We start from the raw sequence: 19063 nt of genomic DNA, 5'->3' as shown, positions 1-19063 counted from the left end.
CGTATTGTGCCCTTTGCGTGAGCGCCGTTGTCGCCGCGACCCGCAAGCGCTCAACAACGTGATTTTTACGGCGTTCGCGCCGGAACGGCCGCTCGCGGCGCGATGCTTGGCGCTACCATCGCCGTCAATATGACCTTGCCAGTCATCGATAACTACATGGAGACTACAACGATGCGCCACATCGCAATCCCAAGGAACGTTCATCCACGCACGCGCCGCAGCCGCATCAGCATCGGCGTGCTGGCCATGCTCGCATCGCTGCACGCGCACGGGCAGGAAACTGCCGCCGCGGCCGACGCCAAGTCGCAGGACAGCGTCGTCGTCGTGACGGGCTTTCGCGCGAGCCTGAACAGCGCGCTGAACACGAAGAAGAACAGCGACGGTATCGTCGATGTGATCAAGGCCGAGGACATCGCCAAATTCCCCGACGCGAACCTGGCGGAATCGCTGCAGCGCGTGCCGGGTGTCGCGCTGGCGCGCGGCGACGGCGGCGAAGGCAAGCAGATCACCGTGCGCGGCCTCAACGCCGGCTTCACGCGCGTGCGCATCAACGGCATCGAAGGCGTCGCGGCGACGGGCGCCTCCGACATCAACGGCAGCACGAACCGCGGCCGCGGCTTCGACTTTTCCGTGTTCGCATCGGAGCTGTTCAACAGCCTCGAAGTGCGCAAGACGTCGGAAGCGGACATCGAGGAAGGATCGCTGGGCGCCACCGTCGACCTGCGCACGGCGCGTCCGTTCGACTTCAAGGGCCGCACGTTCAGCATCGGCGGCCAGGAAATGCACAACTCGCTGTCGCGCAAGACACAGCCGCGCGTGACGGCGCTGCTGTCCGACCGCTGGGACACGGGCTACGGCAAGGTCGGCGCCCTGCTGTCCGCCGCGTATTCGAAGCGACGCGCGACGGAAGAAGGCTACGAGGCCGTCGAACTGCTCAGCGCCAGCAACGACGGCGGCTTCTGCTCCCCGGTCGGCGTGACGCCGCAGAACCCGGCCAACGACGCGATCAAGGGCATCACGGCGACGACGTGCGGTACCGGCATGCCGCGCGCGGCGGATCCCACAGCGTACAACGACGTCATGGGCCGCAAGGACAATTACGGCGGCACCGTCGCCAACCCGGCCGCAGGCTCGGGTGCGTTCGCGCCGCGCATCCCCCGCTACCGCCGCTCGCAGACGGATTACGAGCGCACCGGTATCACGAACTCGTACCAATGGCGCAACGCGGACAGCGAGCTGAATCTGGACCTCATGTACGGGAAGTTCGCCAATAAACGCTACGACAACTACATCGAGGCGGTCTCGTTCGGCCGCAACCTCGGTTCCAACGGCAAGCCGCAGACGTCGATCCTGGACGCGCACTTCGACCCGAACGGCAGCTGGGACTACGGCAAGTTCAACGGCGTGGACGTGCGCACGGAAGGCCTGCTGGACGTCTACACGACCAAGTTCCGCCAGCACGTACTGTCCGGCAGCCACCGCTTCAGCGACACCGTGAAGGCGGACTTCATGGCCGGTAACTCGAACTCGAACCTGAACGAGCCGATGCGCGCGACCGTGCAGTTCGACGCGCCGAACGTGAACGGCTTCTCGTGGGACTTCCGCAACAACCGCAACGTACCCACCCTGAACTTCGGCATCGACGTCGCCAACCCCGCCAACTTCCAGTTCGCCCCGCAGGACGCCGCCGGCAATGTGCGCGGCATGTTCGTCGGCCGCTACCTCGACACGACGAACAAGCTGCAGACGCAGGCCGCCAACCTGCACTGGGAAATCAACGACCACCTCACGAGCCACGTCGGCATCTCCAGCCGCAAGAACATCTGGACCAATTACGAGATCGGCGACAGCGCCAACGCGGTGAGTCTGCCGGCCGGCGTGACGATGGGCGACATCACGCGCCAGATCGGCGGCTTCGGCTCGGGCCTCGGCGGCACGGGCGTGCCGTCGTCGTGGACGGCCGTCGACCTGAACAAATTCCTCGGTGTCGTCAACACGGAATGCCATTGCGACGCGGTGCCGGGCTCGCAATACAACTACCTGAACCAGACCAACCGGCGCGTGGAAGAAAAGATCGACGCGTTGTACGGCATGGTCGACTTCAACTACGACCTGTTCGGCCTCACGTGGCGCGGCAACGCCGGCGTGCGCGGCGCCGAGACGACCGCGACGTCGACGGCGATGATCAACGTGCAGGGCCAGCTGCAGCCGAACACGGGGACGAAAAAATACCGCGACTGGCTGCCCGCGTTGAACCTCACGGCCCAGCTGCCGAAGGACGTGTTCCTGCGCTTCTCGGCCGGCAAGACCTTGTCGCGCCCTGAGTACACGGACCTCGCGCCGAATGCCACCGTGTCGCCGATCGCGCAATCCGTCTCGATCGGGAATCCGAACCTGGACCCGATCCGCGCCAACACGTACGACCTGCAGGCCGAGTGGTATTACGCGAAGAACGCGATGATCTCGCTCGGGCACTTCCGCAAGGACATCAAGAGCTTCATCCAGAGCGTGAACGAGCGCGTGCCGTACAACACGCTGGGCCTGCCGAACGAACTGCTGATCCTGAACGGCTGCTCGCTGACGGGCGCGCCGATCTGCCAGACCTTGCCCACGACGGAAGTCAACGTGAGCCGCAAGGTCAACACGGCGGGCGGCCCTTTGAAAGGCTGGGAATTCAACCTGCAGGCGCCGTTCAGCTTCCTGCCGGGCTTCTGGAGCAATTTCGGCCTGCTCGCGAACGCGACGCGCGTGAAGTCGCGCATCACCTACATCACCCGTGTCGACAACCCGGCCACGCCGCAGAACGAGCAGCTGACGCAGGTCGCCGACTTCACAGGCCTGTCGCCGCGCACGCACAACCTCACCCTGTACTACGAGGATGCGAAGTTCAGCGCACGGGTGTCGGCGGCGCACCGGTCCAGCTATCTGTACGCGGTGCTGGGCGACGTGGCGGGCCATGACTACACGACGGTCGACGGCTCCACCAATATCGACATGAGCGTCTCGTACAACATCACGCCGCAACTGCGCCTGTCGCTGGAGGGCCAGAACCTGAACGACACGCCGCTGCGCTACGGCCGCGACACGCAACGCAACGACACGCTGCTGTACGTGCACTCGGGCCGCACCTTCGTGCTGGGGCTGAATTACAAGTATTGACGGCGCACCCGCAGCACGCGCCGATCTGGTATGCTTTCCGGTTCGACCACGATCCCGCCCGGCGGCGGGATCGCGGCGACAGAATCGAGCAAGGAGGCACCATGTACACCCTGTCCCGCGTCACCCCCATCCTGCGCATCTTCGACGAGGCGAAGGCACGTGAATTCTACGTCGACTTCCTCGGCTTCAAGGTCGACTGGGAGCACCGCTACGAAGGCGGCGACTTCCCCGTCTACATGCAGGTATCGCTGGGCGACTGCGTGCTGCACCTGTCCGAGCACTACGGCGACGGCAGCCCGGGCGCGTCGATCCGGATCGCCGTGCACGACATCGACGCCTACCACGCCACCTTGCTGGCCAAGGAATTCAAGTATGCGCGGCCCGGCATCCAGACGATGCCGTGGGGGACGCGCGAGATGACGATCCGCGATCCTTCGTCGAACCGCCTGTCGTTCGAGGAACCGATTCCGCCGCGGGCTTAACGCGGCGGTCGGTGCCCGCCGTCCAGCGCGGCGAGCACGTCGTCCACGCCGATCCGCGTGACCCAGTCATCCATCTCCGGCACCATGAGCACGGTGCTGCGCTCGCGGTCGATCGGCGCCCACTCCGGATGATTGCGGCGCATGAGCGCGATGACGGGCACGCCGACGGCGTTTGCCAGATGCATGACGGCCGTCTCCACCGAGATCACCTGGCGGCATAGCGCCATCACGGCCGGCAGCTGGAAGAAATGCTCTTCCGCGCTGAACAGGCGCACGTGCGCCAGCGCCGGGTCGGCGCGGCGCGTCAGCATCCGGCGCGCGTCGTCCAGCGCTTCCGGCACGACGTTGACGACGACGCCGGCATCCCGCCATTCGGCCCGCTCGCGCAGCCCACGCGCGAGCGCGGCCACGCGCTCGAGAGGCCACGTGCGGTCCGGCGATTTCGAATACGCGTTCACGAACACGACGGCCTGCCCCGGCGCGAAGCCCCAGGCCGCGAACTGCGCCTGCGCCGCCTGCGCCCACCGCTCCGGCGCGTCCAGCTGCGCCATACGGGCGGCGGGCGGGACGTGTACGCCGAAGCAGCGGGCGAACCAGCCCGCGTAGATGTCGCTGATGTGCTGGTGCGCGCAATCCTCCGGGCGGTACACGGCCAGCGCGGCATCGAGCTTGCGGTAGCCCGACCAGCGCGACACCACGTGCAGCAGCCGCTCGGCCGGCTTCTTGAGGCCCACGACGAAGCCATCGGGGCTGATGCGGCGCGCCAGGTGCGCGTAGCGGTGGCAGTCGACGACGGCCAGCGACGCGACGACAGGGTAGCGCGCCGCGCGCGCCTCGTCGATCGACTGCGCCAGCGCGGCCGGGCTGTACGTGCTGTCGTACACCTTGTCGATCCACGGGCAGGCTGCGAGCCAGTCGTACAGCGCGTACTTGCGCAAATGAGGCCACGCCTCGGGATCGGCCGTGCGCCGCCGCTCGTCGACCCACAGGTGGATGCGCGCGTGCGGGTGGGCGCGGGCGAACGCGCGCAGGCAGGCCTGCAGGTAGGTGAAGTCGCCGATGGCGAGGTGCGTGACGAGCAGGATGCGGTCGGCCCGCGCCAGCAAGGCCGGCGGCACGAGGGGCACGCCCTGCGGCATGGCGGCGGGTGCCTGTCTGGCGGAGCGCACCGGCATCGTTGCGGCGCGTGCGCGCGCTGTGTTTTCCATCGTCCTTTTCCGTCTGAGTGATCGATTACGTAACGGGATTATGCACAGCAAGTCGCGCGCAGTGGCCAATATGTACACTTTTTAATACTTCTTAACACTTCCTTACCTATACACCGCGCGGCAAAGGGCCGATACAGTGCCGGTCGCATTTCGCCGACTGTGCCTGTCCGCGCGCGCGGCCCGCGCCTAGACTCGCCTCATCACCACAACGCGAGACCCCACATGGCACGCCTTCCTTTCAAGACCGTCGACGTATTCACCGCCGTCCCGTTCATGGGCAATCCGCTCGCCGTCGTCCTCGACGCCGACGACCTCTCGACCGCGCAGATGCAGCGCATCGCCAACTGGACGAATCTGTCGGAAACGACGTTCGTGCTGCGCGCCACGCAGGCCGGCGCGGACTACCGCGTGCGCATCTTCACGCCCGGCGCCGAACTGCCGTTCGCCGGCCACCCGACGATCGGAACCGCGCACGCGCTGCTGGAAGCGGGCAGGATCGCGCCCCGTGACGGTGCCCTCGTGCAGGAATGCGCGGCGGGACTGGTGGCGCTGGCCGTGTGCCACGCGGACGACGGCGCGCGCTGGCTGTCGTTCGAGCTGCCCGCCCCCGCGATCACGCCGCTGGATGCAGCGGATGCCGACGACGTCGCGCAGATCCTCGGTACGCCGCTGGCCCAGGGCACGCAGCCGTGCCTCGTCGACGTGGGCGCGCGCTGGGTCGTCGCGCAACTGCCGGACGCCGCGGCCGTGTCGACCGTTACGCCCGACCTGCAGCGCATGAAGGCGCGCGACCTGCGCGATGGCCGCACTGGTGTGCTCGTGTTCGGACCGCATGCCGGCGGACACGAGGCGCGCATCGAGGTGCGCGCTTTCGCACCCGCGCACGGCATCGCCGAGGACCCCGTATGCGGCGGCGGCAACGGCGCCGTCGCGGCGTACTTGCGCCACACGGGCCAGCTCGACACCTTCGGCCGCGACTACGTGGCGAGCCAGGGCGCCGCGTTGGGGCGCGCCGGCTTCCTGAAGCTGTCCATCGACGCGACCGGGATCAAGGTCGGCGGCAACGCCGTCACCTGCGTCGACGGACACCTGTCGTTCTGAGGACTTGCCCGCGCGCGGCGTTCCCGCTACGCTGGCGCCTTCGATCACGGCACGCAAAGGACGGACATGGCAACGGAACGCAGCTTCATCGACTACGTCGCGGAGGTCGTGGGATTGGGTGCGCGGCTGACACACCGGAAGATGTTCGGCGAATACGCGCTGTACGTGGATGACAAGGTGGTCGCCTTCGCCTGCGACGGCAGCCTGTTCGTGAAGCCGTCGGAGGCCGCCGCGCGACTCGCGCCCGACCTGCCGCAAGGCCCGCCGTATCCCGGCGCGAAGGATTATCCGGTCGCCGACGAATTGCTCGACGAACCGGACGCGTTGCGCCGGCTGCTGCTCGAGACGGCGGCGCTGATGCCGCCGCCGAAACCGAAGAAGCCGGCCGCCCCGCGCGCGAAGCGGCCGGCCGGCTGATCCAAGGCCGCCTTAAGCGGCCGTCTTGCCCGACAGGCGCTTCAGGCGCTCCAATGCGCTCTCGCCGGCCGTCTCCGGCTGGCTCACGGACTTGCGGATCGCGTCGAGTTCGGCCTGCTGGTCCAGCGGCTTCTGGCCGATGTCGGCGACGATGCGCAGGCCGGACGCTTCGTTCGTCACGGATTGCGCTCGGCGCGTCAGCGCGGACAGCGCCGTCGAGCTGCCGTGCATGCTGGACAGGCCCGCCAGCTGTTCCTGGCGCTCGATGCGCAGTTCCTGCAAATCCTTCTGCGCCTTCGCGGCGGCCAGCGACTGCATTGCTTTCTTCGCCTGCGCGTCGAATTCGGCCAGCTGCTTGCTCAGGGCGTCGACGATCTTCTGCAGTTCGTCCATGTAGGCCTTCGCATCCGCCTCTTCCTGGATTTCCTGCGGCAGGCGCGCCTTGTTCGCTTCCAGCTCGTCGCAGAACATGGTGACGGTCGCTTCCGAGATCGAGCCGGCGGCCAGGCGCTCGGCCAGCTTCTCGGCCGCGCGCTCGTCGTTGGCAATCAGGGTCTGCAGATTGACGACGTCGCCGTGTTCCTTGTCGAACGACGCGCGCGACGTGGCCAGCAGCTGCGCCGTCTCGCGCAAGGTGCCGACGAGACGGTCGCGATCGGCCTCGGTCGCGGTCTCGGGGTCGAAGTTGGCGATGGTTTCTGCGATGCGGTTGCCCAGTGCGCCGAAATGCTTCGTGACCAGCCGTGCGGTCAGGCCCCATCCACTAGCGTTGCTCATTGTTGTTCCTTTCTTTCGTCGGTGAAGAAAACGCTTACGGTTACTGTTACTGAATGACGATGCGTTCCTGCTCCAGCGGGATGCCGATCACGAAATCGACATGGATCCCGCGCTTGCTCGCATCGCCGTCCACGCTCTCCACGATCTCCGTCGTGATGAGGAGGTATTCGCGGCCGCCGTCCGCCAGCTTGCGCACGTACGGCATGAAATACATTTCCTGGCGCAGGCCGTGCACACCTTCCGCATCGTCGATGCGTGTCTCGCGGCCGCGGAATGGCGTCACGAACTGCGCGTCGGGCGCGCCAGCGTCGCGCGTGTAGTCGAGGCGGTCGGCCGTGCCGAACACGGTCACGAGGCCCGCCTCGTCCAGCATATCGGCCAGCTGTTCGCGCCACAACGTATAGCCCGCGTCGCCCAGGCCGTAGCCGGCGGCGCCCGTGTACGCGTCCTGGTCATCGGCCGTCTCGGGGACGATGCGCGCCAGCTGGGTGCAATACAACACTTCCGCCACCTTGCCGTCGTCGCCGCAGAACACTTGCAGGAATTTTTCCTTCGCGTCCGCGTCTCCCTTGTCGAGATAGAGGCGGTACAGTTCCGTGTCCGGCTCGAGCTTCACCTGCGACACGGCGAGGATGCGCGTGTCGCCCGCCTCCGGCATCGCGATCAGCGAACCGTTCGCCTGCGCGCGGATCACCGGGGAGCACTGCATCTGCACGACGCTGCCGATGCGCGCGCCCATCGGCAGCGCGTCGTCCGCGTGCGCGTCGCGCTGCGTCACGCCCTTGTCGGCGGCCACCGCCCGCACATAGCTGAAGACATCCTTCCAGGCCATTCTCGTCAATTCCTTTCGAACGAATAATTTGGCTTCTTTGCGGCGCGGGCACGCTGCACGCGGCGCCACATGAAGTACACGCCCCAGGCGATGGCCACCAGCACGCACAAGGTGAAGAACAGACCGATGAACGACGTGCCGCCGCCGCGCGCAGGCGCCGTCACGCCACCGCCACCGTTGGACGGGTAGGCGCCCGGATAACCGTTGTTGCTCGCATGCGCGCCGCGCGCCGCGTTCGCGATCATCGCGCCCGCGAGCACGTGACCGAGACCGCTGTCCTGGCGCACGATGACGGGTGCCTGTTGCTGCGGCGGCGCGTACGTGGGCGCCGGCTGGCCGGACGGCCCCTGCTCGTAGCCGGGCACGGGCCGCGTATCGCGCGCCGCGTCGGCTTGCGCCTGGCGGCGCGCGTCCAGGGTGCGCAGCGCATTCGCCTCGGACGCGTTCTTGTTCAGCTTTTGCGACAGCGCGGAGTCCGATTTCTGCGGCGCCGCCTGGCCGCCGCCGAACGAGCCGAAGCCGCCGGATGGCTTGGTGGGCGCCGCAGCATCGGGCGGTGCCGCGCGCTTGCCGAACGAGCCGAAGCCGCCGCTGTGGCTGGGCGCCGGCGAACTGCGCGACGTCGACGACGTATGCTGCGACGAAAATCCGCTCTTGAAACCGCTCGACGAGGACGGCTTGGCGTCGACGGCCTGGGCCAGCGGCATCAGCAGCGACAGCACGAGGGCGACTTGATAAGTCTTCAACATGGTCAGGTGTGCGATCAAAAGTTAAAATCAGGATAACGACCGGCATGTTGACACGCACCGGTAAAATTAGCAAAGGATTACCATGACCCGACGTTACCTCGACATGAACCAGCACGATGCCCTGTACTCGGTCGCGCGCAAATACCCGGGCGGCATCGATGCCCTGGCGCGCGAGCTGGGCATGTCGGCCAACGTGCTGCGCAACAAGCTGTCGCCCACGATCGCATCGCACTATCCGTCGTTCGAGGAGGTGTCGCTGATCGTCGAGTGCTGCCACAAGGCGGGCGTCGCGGATGCGCACCTGCCGCTGCACGCGCTGCTCGTCCGGCACGGGATGGCGGCGTTCGTCGTGCCGCAGCCGGAGGCGGCGCGCCAGGACGACCTGTCGCAGACCGTGTGCCGCGTGATGAGCGACGTGGGAGACGTCGCGGAGGCCGTGGCGGCCGCCCTGCTCGACGGCGTCGTCACCTCGGTCGAGGCGGACCTGATCGAGAAAAAATTCCATGCCGCGCTGTCCGCCCTCGGCGCCTGGCGCGCGCGTCTGCGCCAGGACGGCGAGGCCGGGATCCGCTGATCAGGAACGCAGGCGGCGCGCGGCCGCCTCTTCGTCGCGCGCGGCGCTGCGCAGCGAACGCAGGAACAGGCCGAGGCCGCCGAACGCCAGCGCGAGGATGCAGATGAGCTCAAACCCCGACATCGTGCGCAGCGACAGGTTCACGGACGCGATCACCCCGAACACGAGCGCCGCGAACGCGCAGATGGACAGCAGCCAGCCGATGGCGCTCTTCGCGTCGTAGAAGATGATGGCGACGCCGATCACGAGGGGAATCAGCACGATGCCACCCGTGATGCCGTAGCCGCCCACGCCGAACAGCCGTGTGCCGAGGCCGAAGCCGGAACTCACGACGACACTCTCCAGCAGCAGGTAGAACCCGCCGCACATCATGACGAGGCCCAGGAAAAACTGGCCGATGCCTCCGCTGGTACCGCCCGCACCGTTCATGGCGCCCTCCATCGATATCGTTATGACGGCGACAACAATACCAGACTTGCCTGCGGCCCCGCTACTGGCGCAGGCGGTGAAGCAACGGGCGTTTTACCGCGGCAGGTCCGGCACGGGCTCGCCGAAATCGGGCATGCCGTCCGCGCGCCAGTGGATGACCTGGGCGCGCGTGTGGCGGTTCGGGTCGTGCAGCGAATCGCCCGGGATCTCGCGATAGTTGCGCGCATGGTAGACGAGGATGTCGGTCTTGCCGTCCGGCGTGGTCGTGAACGCATTGTGGCCCGGGCCCCACTGGCCGTTCTTCGCGCTGCTGCGGAATACGGGCTGCGGCAGCTTGGTCCACGATGTCGGATCGAGCAGGTTGGCATCCGCCGGCGCGCTGACCATGCCGAGGCAGTAATTCTCGTCCGTCGCGCTCGCGGAGAACGTGACGAACACGCGGCCGTGGCTCACCAGCACCGCGGGGCCCTCGTCCACGTCGAACTTCACCTTTTCCCATGCATATTCCGGCTTCGACAGCAGCACGGCCGGCCCTGTGACCGACACGGGCGTATCCATCTTCGCCAGGTAGATGTTGGTGCCTTTGCTGCCATCGGGCGCCGTCTGCGTCCACACGAGGTAGCGCTGGCCGCGGTGTTCGAACGTCGTGGCGTCGAGCGAGAACGATTCCCAGCCCGTCTTGATCTGGCCGCGCTCGACCCACTCGCCCTGGAACGGATCGGCGGACGCGTTCTCCAGCGCGTACAGGCGGATTTCCCACGGATGCTCGGCGCTGCCCGCCGTGAAATAGATATACCACTTGCCGCCGATGCGGTGCATCTCCGGCGCCCAGATATGCGCGCCCATCACGCCCGTCGCGTGCTTGCGCCACACGGTTTTCGCCGGCGCCGCGCCCAGGTCGTCGAGCGAACGGGCGCGGCGGATCTCGATGCGGTCGTATTCGGGCACGGTCGCCGTGAAGTAATACCAGCCGTCGGGCTGCAGGCTCACCTGCGGGTCGGCGCGCTGCTGCACGAGCGGATTGTGAAACACGGGGTCGGCGGCGCGCGCGGGCGCGCACGCGGCTGCGAGGCACAAAGCCAGCGCCGGCAAGGCGCGTAAGGTCATGCGGTACATCGGGACTCCTTTGGTTTAGCCTGGCGGATCGAGCCGGATGCGCACGGGCGCGTCGCGGTCCGTATGGATGATACCGCCCTCTTCGATCAATTCGGTCACCTGGATCAGACTGCGGCGCTGTTCGACGCCGTCCGCCTTCGCATCCGGCCCGCGCCTGCCGGGGTGCACGAAATAAAAGAGATAGGCGCGATCGCCGCTGACGACGACGTCCGCGTGGCCGCCCATCACGCCGTCGTCGAGGCCGTGGCCCGGCTGTTCGAGCAAGGTCGCGTCCTGCTTGCGCCACGTGCGCGCATCGTCGGAGCGGAATACGCCGAGGCCGTGCCAAAGGTCGACGATCATCCACCACGCACCATGCCAGCGGAACACCTTCGGGCCCTCGCCGCGCTCGGCAACGGCGATCCCGCGATCCGTCCAGTGCTCGAGGTCGGGGCTGTCCGCGTAATAGATCGTCTTGTTATCGCGCTCGTTGTTGTACCACATGCGCCAGGTGCCGTCCGGCAGGCGGGCCAGCGACGGGTCGATGACCTTGTCGTTCGCCAGCGGCACGACGGCGGGATGGCGCCACGTGCGCAGGTCGGTGCTCGTCAGGTGGACGATCCCGCGCGGGTGCCCCCAGTCCTCGAACACGCCCGGCACGACGGTGACGAACATGTGGAACGTGCCGTCGTCCGCGCGCACGACGTCCGGCGCCCAGTGCGTCGTCCGGGCGCCGCCGAGATCGGGCGGCAGTTCGATGTCCGCGGTGCCGACATAGGTCCAGTGCGCGCCGCCGTCGGGCGATTCCGCGATACCGATGCGTGTGCCGTGCACCCACGTCACGCCGGGCAGGCCGTTCGCCGTCGCGCGGCGGTTCGTGTAGAACATCCACCAGCGTCCGCGCGCCGGGTTCCACACGAGCGTGGGATCGGCTGCGCCGTCATACACGGGATCGCGGAACAGGGGCTTCGCGGCGATGGCGCCGGCGGGCGATGTCGCGGGCACGCCTGCGCAGCCGGCGAGCGCCAGCAGCACCGCGGACAGGGCCGCATACGACCTGAATGTGGACAGCAATTCGTCTCCTCTTCCCGGCGGCTCGGGTCCGCTCGAATCGCCGCGATGATAGTCCGGCGCGCGAGCGCCGACCAATGACATTTTTCGCGCGACCGATACGATTATTGCATGGGCTTGCGGCGGCGCCGCGGTCGGTCGTCCATGCCCGCCTCGTCGATGTCGGCTGACGTGGAGCGCGAGCGCTTGTATTCCAGCTCGCCTGCCTCGTCCGGCAACGCGGGGCCCACATATATCACGGCGACGTCGGCCAGCGCGCTCGCGCGGTCGTCGCCGAATCCGGACAATGGCGTCAGGCGCAGCGACCGCGCCGTCACGGTACTGCCGAATCGCACCGTCTGCGGATCGAACGTGGAGCCCAGCACGGGCCGCGCCACGTCGCGCCAATGCTCGCCGTCGTCGCTCGCCTCGATGCGCCATTCGTGCACGTCGCCTTCGTGGTCGCGGTGGTTCTGACGGGGCATCAGCACGAGGCCGTCGTACGGCACGGCGTGCGCGAGCGTGATCGTCAACGGCGGCTGCGGCCGTGGCGCATCGCCTTTCACCGCCACGAGCGCGTACGTGTTCGGATCGCCGTCGACGACGTTCGCCGCGCCCGGCCAGCCGCTGGCCACGGCGCCAAGCTTCTTCATCACGCGCGTGTCGAACAGGCTGGCGCGCAGCGCGGCCGGGTCGACGTCCGTCACGGGTCGGAAGCGCGCGCCTGCCATATAGTCCAGCAGCGAGCGGCGCAACTGGCGCGCGACCGGCCGCTCATCCAGGCGGCTCTCCAGATCGAACGTCGACACGACGAGTCGTCCGCGTCCCACGTTCGCCTCGAACACGGCACCCAGCCGGTAGTTGCGGTTCCAGTCGTCGATGGGCTGGACGATGGGCTTCAACCCGGCCGGCAGGCGCTCGAGGTTGAACGCGCGGGCGCCCACCACCAGTTCGCTCCACTGCCAGTCCATGTGGTCGGCCGTGGGGAAGCCCGCCAGCGCAGGGTGCGCGCGGTCGACCCATAGGCCCAGCATGCGGCTCCAGGCCGGGTTCATCAAGCGGTTCCAGAACACGGGCACGTCGGCGAGCGGCGGCGACGTCCAGTCCAGGTCCGCCTTCCGTGGCAGGTACAACACCTTGCCGCCGTCCGCGAGGCGGCGCTCCGCCTCGGCCCACGCATGCGTGACGAGCACGCCGTCCGGGACGCTCTCGTCCACGGCCGCCGGATACACCCAGAAATTCCAGTCGTTCACGACCGCGGTGCCGTCCAGGCCCACGACGAGCTTGTAGTGCGAGGGCGCGGGCAGCCCGGCGAGGTCCGCCGTCACCCGGCCCAACGGGATGTTCTTGCCGATCGGGATATCGATGGCGGCGAAACGCCCGTCGGCGACCGCGCGCCCGACGTCATCTTCGATGCGCCACCACGGCCGCGCGCCGGCCAGCGGCTTCTCGCCATAGTGCGCGATCTCGACGGGGACATCGAACGTGTCGCGCGTCGTAAGCACGGTGCGCGTGAGGCGGGCCAGCGGCACCGTCTCGCCGTTGAAACGGCGGAACACGTCCGGCGTCGCATAGCCCTTGGTTTCCCAGAACGTGTCGAGCAGGCCGACCAGCGCCGTGCCTTGGCCCAGGTAGTCGTGCAGGTCCAGCAGTTGATAGCCGCTCATGCCGCGCGTGCGCAGCGCGGCCTCGATCTCTTCCTTGTAGCACGCCAGCTGCCAGCGGCCCGACGCCAGCGCGAAGTCGTGGTCGCGATCGAGGACGCCGTGCCGGCGCGCGGATTCGCGGAAGATCTCGTAATTCCCCGGTTGCAGATAACCCTTGAACTTGTCGATGACGCCGAAATCCGGGTAGGCGACCCACTGCCCCATCTCGTGCGCGATCACGGGCACGTGGATGCCCTCGAGCGACGCCGCGTAGTCGCGGCCAAACCAGCCCGTCTTGTTACGCAGCGGCTTCGGGCCGATGCGCTGCACGGCCAGGTAGTCCGTGTCCTGGTCGAGGTCCGGTACGACGGGTTCCGTGTGGCCCGTGCCGTTCGTGTACAGCCGGCGTGGATCCTCCGCGCGGAAGCGCGCGCGCCACTGCGCGAACACCTCCTTCCATCGGCCCGACGGCTCATTGCTGGGACTGAGCAGCAGGAACGACGGATGGTTGCCATAGGCGCGGATCAGGCGCTCTGTCTCGTCGTTCAGCATCGCGGCGATCGGCGAGCCGGGCTCGAACCGGTTCCACATGCCCGGTTCCGGCTGCAAATAGATCCCCACTTCGTCCGCGGCCTGGAATGCCGCTTCCGGCGGCGTGAACGAGTGGAAGCGCACGTGGTTGATGCCCCATGCCTTGTTGATGGCGAAGATCTTCTTCCAGTACGCGACGTCCGTCGGCGGATAGCCGGTCAGCGGGAAGTCGCCGCCATGATGCGTCCCGCGCAGGAACACGGGACGGCCGTTGACGAGGATGTCGGTGCCGCGTGCCGCCACCTGCACGAAGCCGAACGACACGTCGCGCGCATCGTCGGCGCCAGGGCCGGCCAGGCGCAGCTTCAGCGACTGCAGCACAGGGTGCCACTCGTCCCACGTCTTCGCGTCCTTCGGGTACGCGACGCGGATCTCGGCACTGCCGCCTCGCGCGCCCCAGCGCACGGGAAAGCGCCGGCCGTTCGCAGCGATCGTTCCCTGCCCCGCGTTGCCGCCGCCGTTGCCGATGCTGACTTTCACGACGACGCTGCGGTCCGCCACGTCCGGAAACACCTGCGCATCGTCGATGTACACGGGCGACGTCGCGCGCAGTTCGACGGCGCCGACGATGCCGTTCCAGCTCATGCCGAGCGAGTCGGAGATGCTGTGCGAATCGGGCCTATAGGCCATCAGCACGCGCGAATCGACGCGCACCGTCACCTTGTGCCGGCCCGGCGCGAGCACGCCCAGGTCGTAGTCGTGCGGCGCGACGAGGCTCAGGTTCGAGCCCAGCACGCGGCCGTCGATCCACGCGGACGAGCCCCAGCGCGGCCGCTCCAGGTGCAGCACGACGCGGCGCCCCGCCCAGTCGCGGGGCACGTCCACGTCGCGCTGATACCACGCGGGGCCGAGATAGTGGCGCGGCGGCTGGCTCAGGAACGGCACCTTCACGTGGCCCGGCGTCGTGAATGCCTTGTACTCGTCGCGCAGGTTCCAGTGCTTGTCGTACAGCGACAGCACCCACGGCGTCTGCGCCGTGATCTCGTCGCCATAACCCTGCGCGTTGAGGATGCCGGGGACGCGGATGCGGTCCGGCAGCGTGCGGCCTTCCCAATGCGCGGCCACGCCGGCGTCGTCGCGGTCGAGGGCGAAGCGCCAGTCGCCGCCAAGCGGCATTGTCGTGGCGGCGCCGGCCGGCAAGCCGCAGGCCAGCGCCAGGACGGCGCCGGCGCAGCGGACCAAGAACGGTCGCGCCATCGTCAACCGCCGAAGCGGAAGTCCGCGCCCACCATGATGCGGCGGCCGGCGTAGCTGTAGTCCAGGATGCTCGGCGCGCCGCTGGAGAACGGCACGTACTCGCCCTGGCTGGAGCTCGTCGCCTTGTTGCCCAGGTTGCGGCCTTCGATGAACACGTCGATTTCCGGCGTGATGTGGTACTGGATCTTCGCGTCCACGAAGCGGGTCGCGTCGCGGAAGTTCGGCGAGCCCGGGTTGTACGCCGGCGGACGCGTGTTGCCGCTTGCGTTCGGGTAGTTGTTCGGCGCCGTGCCGCTGGAACCCGCGAGATTGTTGAAGTAGCTCGACACGCCCTGCACCGCGACGCGCGCCAGCAGGCGGCCGTCGTCGTACCAGAAGGCCCAGTTGTACTGGAACTTCGATTCGCGCAGCGGCGGCAGCGGATTGCCCGTCAACAGGTCGACGATGTTCTGCGTCGACGTGACCGACGCCAGCTTCGTGTAGTTGCCGTCGAAGCCGAGGTAGCGCAGGCGCCACGGCAGGAACGTGAATGCCGTCTTCGTGTTGAACTCCCAGCCTTTGCGGGTGGTCGGCACGCCATTCTCCCAGGTCGGATACGAGAACGGCAGGTCGGCGAGATTCTTGCCCGTCGTCGGGTCAATCAGGGCCAGTCCCAGCGTGCCCGTCACGCTGCGCACGATCGACGGGCCGACGATGCCGCGCTGGTTGAAGTACGACAGCGAGAACATCGTGTCCTTGCTGGGGTAGTACTCCGCGCTCCAGTTCTGGTTCAGGTTCTTCTGCGCCAGCAGCGCCGGGTTGCCGACGGTCTTCGTGCAGGTCTGCGTGCCTTCCGCATCGACGCGCTCGTCGTAGCGGCACTGGCCCGACGGCAGCAGGTTGCCGACCGGCGGACGGGCGACCGTGCGGGCGCGGTTGTAGCGCAGCACCAACTGGTCCGGCACGAGCCACATGGCCAGGTTATAGCTGGGCAGGAAGTCGTGCGTCGTCGCGTCGACGGCCGTGTTGGTAGCAACGATGACGTCGTTGATGCCGGCCGGAGCGTTCGGGTTCGCGGGGTCGAAGCTCGCGGTGCGCGTGATCGACTCGAACTGCATCAAGCCGACGCCGTGTACCTTCGTGCGGACGTAGCGGTACCCCATATTGCCTTCGAGGTCCCAGCCGAACGGCAGCGTGCGGCTCGTGAACGGGATGTGGTCGAGGTTGAAGTCGCCCATCACGTACAGCGCCTCCGTGCGCTCGCTCATCTTGGTCAGCGGCTGCTGGTACGTCTTGCCGTCCGTACCCGTGCAGCTGTACACGCAGTCCAGGTTGGCGTTCGTGATGCCGGCTAGCTGCAGCACCTTCGCCGGATTGATGTTGGGCCAGTTGGTCACGGCGCCGCCGAACTGGCCGCTGGCGCCGTTGAAGAACTGCGTCTTCGTCATGTTGCCGTCGATCGCCTGGCCGATGAGGTCCTGGAACTGCTGCGGCGTCAGCGTCACGGTGCCTGAGCTCTGGCTGTCGTAGCGGATGCTCGGGACATAGCCGTACTGGCACTTGTTGCCGCCCGCGCCCAGCGAACCCGGAGTGTCCTGGCAACCCGTGAGCGTGCTCCGGACGATCGCCGTGTTCGCCCACACATTCGGGACCGTGCTGACCTGGTAGCCGCCGTTGCCGTGCGTATCGTAGCGGGTGTCGCGGAAATTGAAGCCCGTCTTGAAGCGCGTGAAGAACGGCACGGCTTCCGGCGTACGGAACGTGAAGTCGGCCTTCGCGGTGCGCTCCTCCGTGTCCGTGATGACGGGCGTGTACGTCAGCTGCGGTTGCGAATAGGTCAGCAGCGGCTGCTGGGCGGCCGTGTACGCGGGAACGGCCCGGATGTTCGTGCTGCCCGCCGCCGCTGCCGCCGAAGCCGCCGGCTGCACGAGGCGCGCATAATTGGCCGGGTTGTACAGGTCGTAGCTCGAGCCCTGCGGGAAGTTGTACGTCCAGAGGCCATTCGGCGTGACCGACAGCTGCGCCGCACCGTAGTACGAGCTGAACGTCGTGCGGAACTGCTCGCTCACATAATTCGACTTGGCATCGCCGACCATCCACTCGGCCGTCATGCCGTCGCGCTTCCACTCGCCACCGGTCTGGAAATACTTCGTCGTGACCTTCGCCTTCTGGTAGATCTGGTCGACGCTCGCGCCGCCGTCGCTGATGCCGAAACTCGTCACGTGGTGGCTGGCGTCCACGGTGACGGTCGAAGGATCGATGTTGGTGACGGCCCCCTTCACCGCAGGCTGGCCGCTCAGGAAGCTGACGGTGGTCGGGTACAGGTAGTAGCCTGCGCCGTTCGCCCCGGGCGCGACGGCGCGCACGCCGTTCGTGTCGACGAAGGACTTGGCCGGGTTGACGTTCATGCCGCCCAGGTTCAGGAACGACGTGTTGTTCTCGGTGCGCCGCGTCGAATAACTGCCCTTCGCGTACACCGTCATCTCACGGTTGACCCGGAAGTCGGCGCGCAGGTCGAGGTCCTGGCGGCGGTCGATCTCGGTCTGGATCTTGTTGCGGACCAGCGAAGGCGTGTAGTCGTTCCACTGGTTCAGGCAGCTGATCAACTCGTTCTGGCGCTCGTTCACCGCATTCGTGCGGTTCGTCGAACTCAGGTTCTTCAGCGTCGCGTCCGTCGTCGCGATCTGCGGGAACGCCGTGTAGCAGTCGGCCTTCGTCTGCGCGGCCGCCGACTTCGTGAGGATGTCGTACGGCGAAGCGGTATTGTAGTTGCCGGTTCCGTTCGTGTACGGATAGATGCCCGTGGATCCTGCTGCCGGTCCCGCCGGCGTCGTCGAGGCAGGATCCGCCATGTTCAACGTGGCCGGGTTGTACGTGAAGGTTTTCTGCGGCGAGTTGTCGAAGTCGATCGCGCGCAGATAGCCCTGGTTGGCGCTCGTCGCCACCTGCATCTGGTGCTGCTCGTTGGCGGTCGTCGACTTCGACGCGTTCAGGATGACGCCGAGCCGGTTGTCGAGGAATTTGCGCGACAGGATGACGTTGGTGTCGGGCTCCCACTTCTTGTTCAAGTTGTTCGTCGTGCCGGCCACGCGCACCGAGACGAGCGGCTCCTTGAAGTCCAGCGCGGAGCGCGTCTTGATGACGATGCCGCCGCCCAGCGACCCTTCGACCATATCGGCCGTCGAGCCCTTGACGATGTCGACGCTCTTGATCAGGTCCGCCGACAGCTGGCGGAATTCGTTGCCGCGGCCACTGCTGCCTGGGCCGACGCTGTTCGCCGACTGCACGGCCTGGCCGTCGATTTCGACGCGGGTCAGGTCCGGGCCGTTGCCGCGCACGGCGACGCTGACGCCTTCGCCGAAGTCGCCGCGGTCGAGCGCGATGCCGGCCATGCGCGAGATCGCCTCGCCGATGTTCCGGTCGGGCAGCGAGCCGACGTCCTCCGCGACGATGGAATCGATCGCTGTCGCCGCGTTCTTCTTGCGGGCGATCGACGACTGCTGCGATTTGCGGGTCGACACGACAACCGTCGCGATACCGCTCGCGATCTCCTGGTTGCCCTGCGCGGCGGCGGTACCGGTGGCAGGTTGCGTGCCGGCGGCCGGCGCCTGCGCGGTCGTCGCGTCCTGCGGTGGAGGATTGTCCTGCGCCAGCGCGGCGTGGCTGGCCACCAGTGAAGCCAGTGCCAGCGAAACGGCAGAGGCGACGCGTGTGGGACGGATGACCTTGCGGATGTCGTGCATTTTTCTGTCTCCTAGTGGACCGTGGTGAGCGGTC

14 protein-coding genes are annotated in these 19063 nt (G+C 67.4%); 5 read left to right on the top strand and 9 right to left on the bottom strand.

Annotation, left to right across the window (positions count from 1 at the left end; genetic code table 11):
* The first annotated feature begins 171 nt into the window (after window positions 1-171).
* Window positions 172-3159, top strand: coding sequence for a TonB-dependent receptor (locus NX784_RS16265; protein ID WP_258817730.1), 2988 nt, complete (start codon window positions 172-174; stop codon window positions 3157-3159).
* A gap of 101 nt (window positions 3160-3260) precedes the next feature.
* Window positions 3261-3641 carry a glyoxalase superfamily protein gene (locus NX784_RS16260; protein ID WP_258817729.1) on the top strand — a complete coding sequence of 127 codons (381 nt, stop codon included), beginning with the start codon at window positions 3261-3263 and terminating at the stop codon, window positions 3639-3641.
* Here NX784_RS16260 and NX784_RS16255 read toward each other — a convergent pair.
* The gene (locus tag NX784_RS16255) at window positions 3638-4849 is read right to left on the bottom strand and encodes a glycosyltransferase family 9 protein (protein WP_258817728.1); all 1212 of its coding nucleotides are present in this window, start codon (window positions 4847-4849) and stop codon (window positions 3638-3640) included. The genes NX784_RS16260 and NX784_RS16255 overlap by 4 nt on opposite strands.
* Window positions 4850-5071: 222 nt before the next feature.
* Between NX784_RS16255 and NX784_RS16250 the strand changes: the two genes are divergently transcribed.
* The gene (locus tag NX784_RS16250; protein ID WP_258817727.1) at window positions 5072-5950 is read left to right on the top strand and encodes a PhzF family phenazine biosynthesis protein; all 879 of its coding nucleotides are present in this window, start codon (window positions 5072-5074) and stop codon (window positions 5948-5950) included.
* A gap of 66 nt (window positions 5951-6016) precedes the next feature.
* On the top strand, window positions 6017-6367 hold the full coding sequence (locus NX784_RS16245) for a TfoX/Sxy family protein (RefSeq protein ID WP_258817726.1): 351 nt from the start codon (window positions 6017-6019) through the stop codon (window positions 6365-6367).
* A gap of 12 nt (window positions 6368-6379) precedes the next feature.
* Here the strand turns inward: NX784_RS16245 and NX784_RS16240 are convergent, their stop codons facing one another.
* Genes NX784_RS16240 through NX784_RS16230 form a run of 3 tightly spaced genes read right to left on the bottom strand, consistent with a single transcriptional unit; the run spans window position 6380 to window position 8725 of the window.
* On the bottom strand, window positions 6380-7144 hold the full coding sequence (locus NX784_RS16240; RefSeq protein WP_258817725.1) for a hypothetical protein: 765 nt from the start codon (window positions 7142-7144) through the stop codon (window positions 6380-6382).
* A 46-nt stretch (window positions 7145-7190) separates the two neighbouring features.
* Window positions 7191-7976, bottom strand: coding sequence for a hypothetical protein (locus NX784_RS16235; protein WP_258817724.1), 786 nt, complete (start codon window positions 7974-7976; stop codon window positions 7191-7193).
* Between the two features lie 5 nt (window positions 7977-7981).
* Entirely contained in the window at window positions 7982-8725 is a 744-nt protein-coding gene (locus tag NX784_RS16230; RefSeq protein WP_258817723.1) for a hypothetical protein, read from the bottom strand.
* An 82-nt stretch (window positions 8726-8807) separates the two neighbouring features.
* Between NX784_RS16230 and NX784_RS16225 the strand changes: the two genes are divergently transcribed.
* Window positions 8808-9299, top strand: coding sequence for a phage regulatory CII family protein (locus NX784_RS16225; RefSeq protein ID WP_258817722.1), 492 nt, complete (start codon window positions 8808-8810; stop codon window positions 9297-9299).
* Here the strand turns inward: NX784_RS16225 and NX784_RS16220 are convergent, their stop codons facing one another.
* From NX784_RS16220 to NX784_RS16200, 5 genes are all read right to left on the bottom strand, one after another.
* Complete coding sequence (locus tag NX784_RS16220; RefSeq protein ID WP_258817721.1) at window positions 9300-9728, bottom strand: hypothetical protein; 429 nt, start codon at window positions 9726-9728, stop codon at window positions 9300-9302.
* A gap of 93 nt (window positions 9729-9821) precedes the next feature.
* Window positions 9822-10844 carry a glycoside hydrolase family 43 protein gene (locus NX784_RS16215; RefSeq protein WP_258817720.1) on the bottom strand — a complete coding sequence of 341 codons (1023 nt, stop codon included), beginning with the start codon at window positions 10842-10844 and terminating at the stop codon, window positions 9822-9824.
* Between the two features lie 15 nt (window positions 10845-10859).
* Window positions 10860-11897: a family 43 glycosylhydrolase gene (locus NX784_RS16210; RefSeq protein ID WP_258817719.1), complete on the bottom strand. Its 1038-nt coding sequence runs from the start codon at window positions 11895-11897 to the stop codon at window positions 10860-10862.
* Window positions 11898-11998: 101 nt separating this feature from the next.
* On the bottom strand, window positions 11999-15307 hold the full coding sequence (locus NX784_RS16205; protein ID WP_258817718.1) for a DUF8487 domain-containing protein: 3309 nt from the start codon (window positions 15305-15307) through the stop codon (window positions 11999-12001).
* A gap of 2 nt (window positions 15308-15309) precedes the next feature.
* Window positions 15310-19029, bottom strand: coding sequence for a TonB-dependent receptor (locus NX784_RS16200; RefSeq protein ID WP_258817717.1), 3720 nt, complete (start codon window positions 19027-19029; stop codon window positions 15310-15312).
* Window positions 19030-19063: the final 34 nt, after the last annotated feature.

Origin of the sequence: Massilia pinisoli (assembly GCF_024753285.1) — a bacterium.
GTDB classification, from domain to species: domain Bacteria; phylum Pseudomonadota; class Gammaproteobacteria; order Burkholderiales; family Burkholderiaceae_D; genus Telluria; species Telluria pinisoli.
This window is presented reverse-complemented; position numbering and strand designations above follow the sequence as displayed.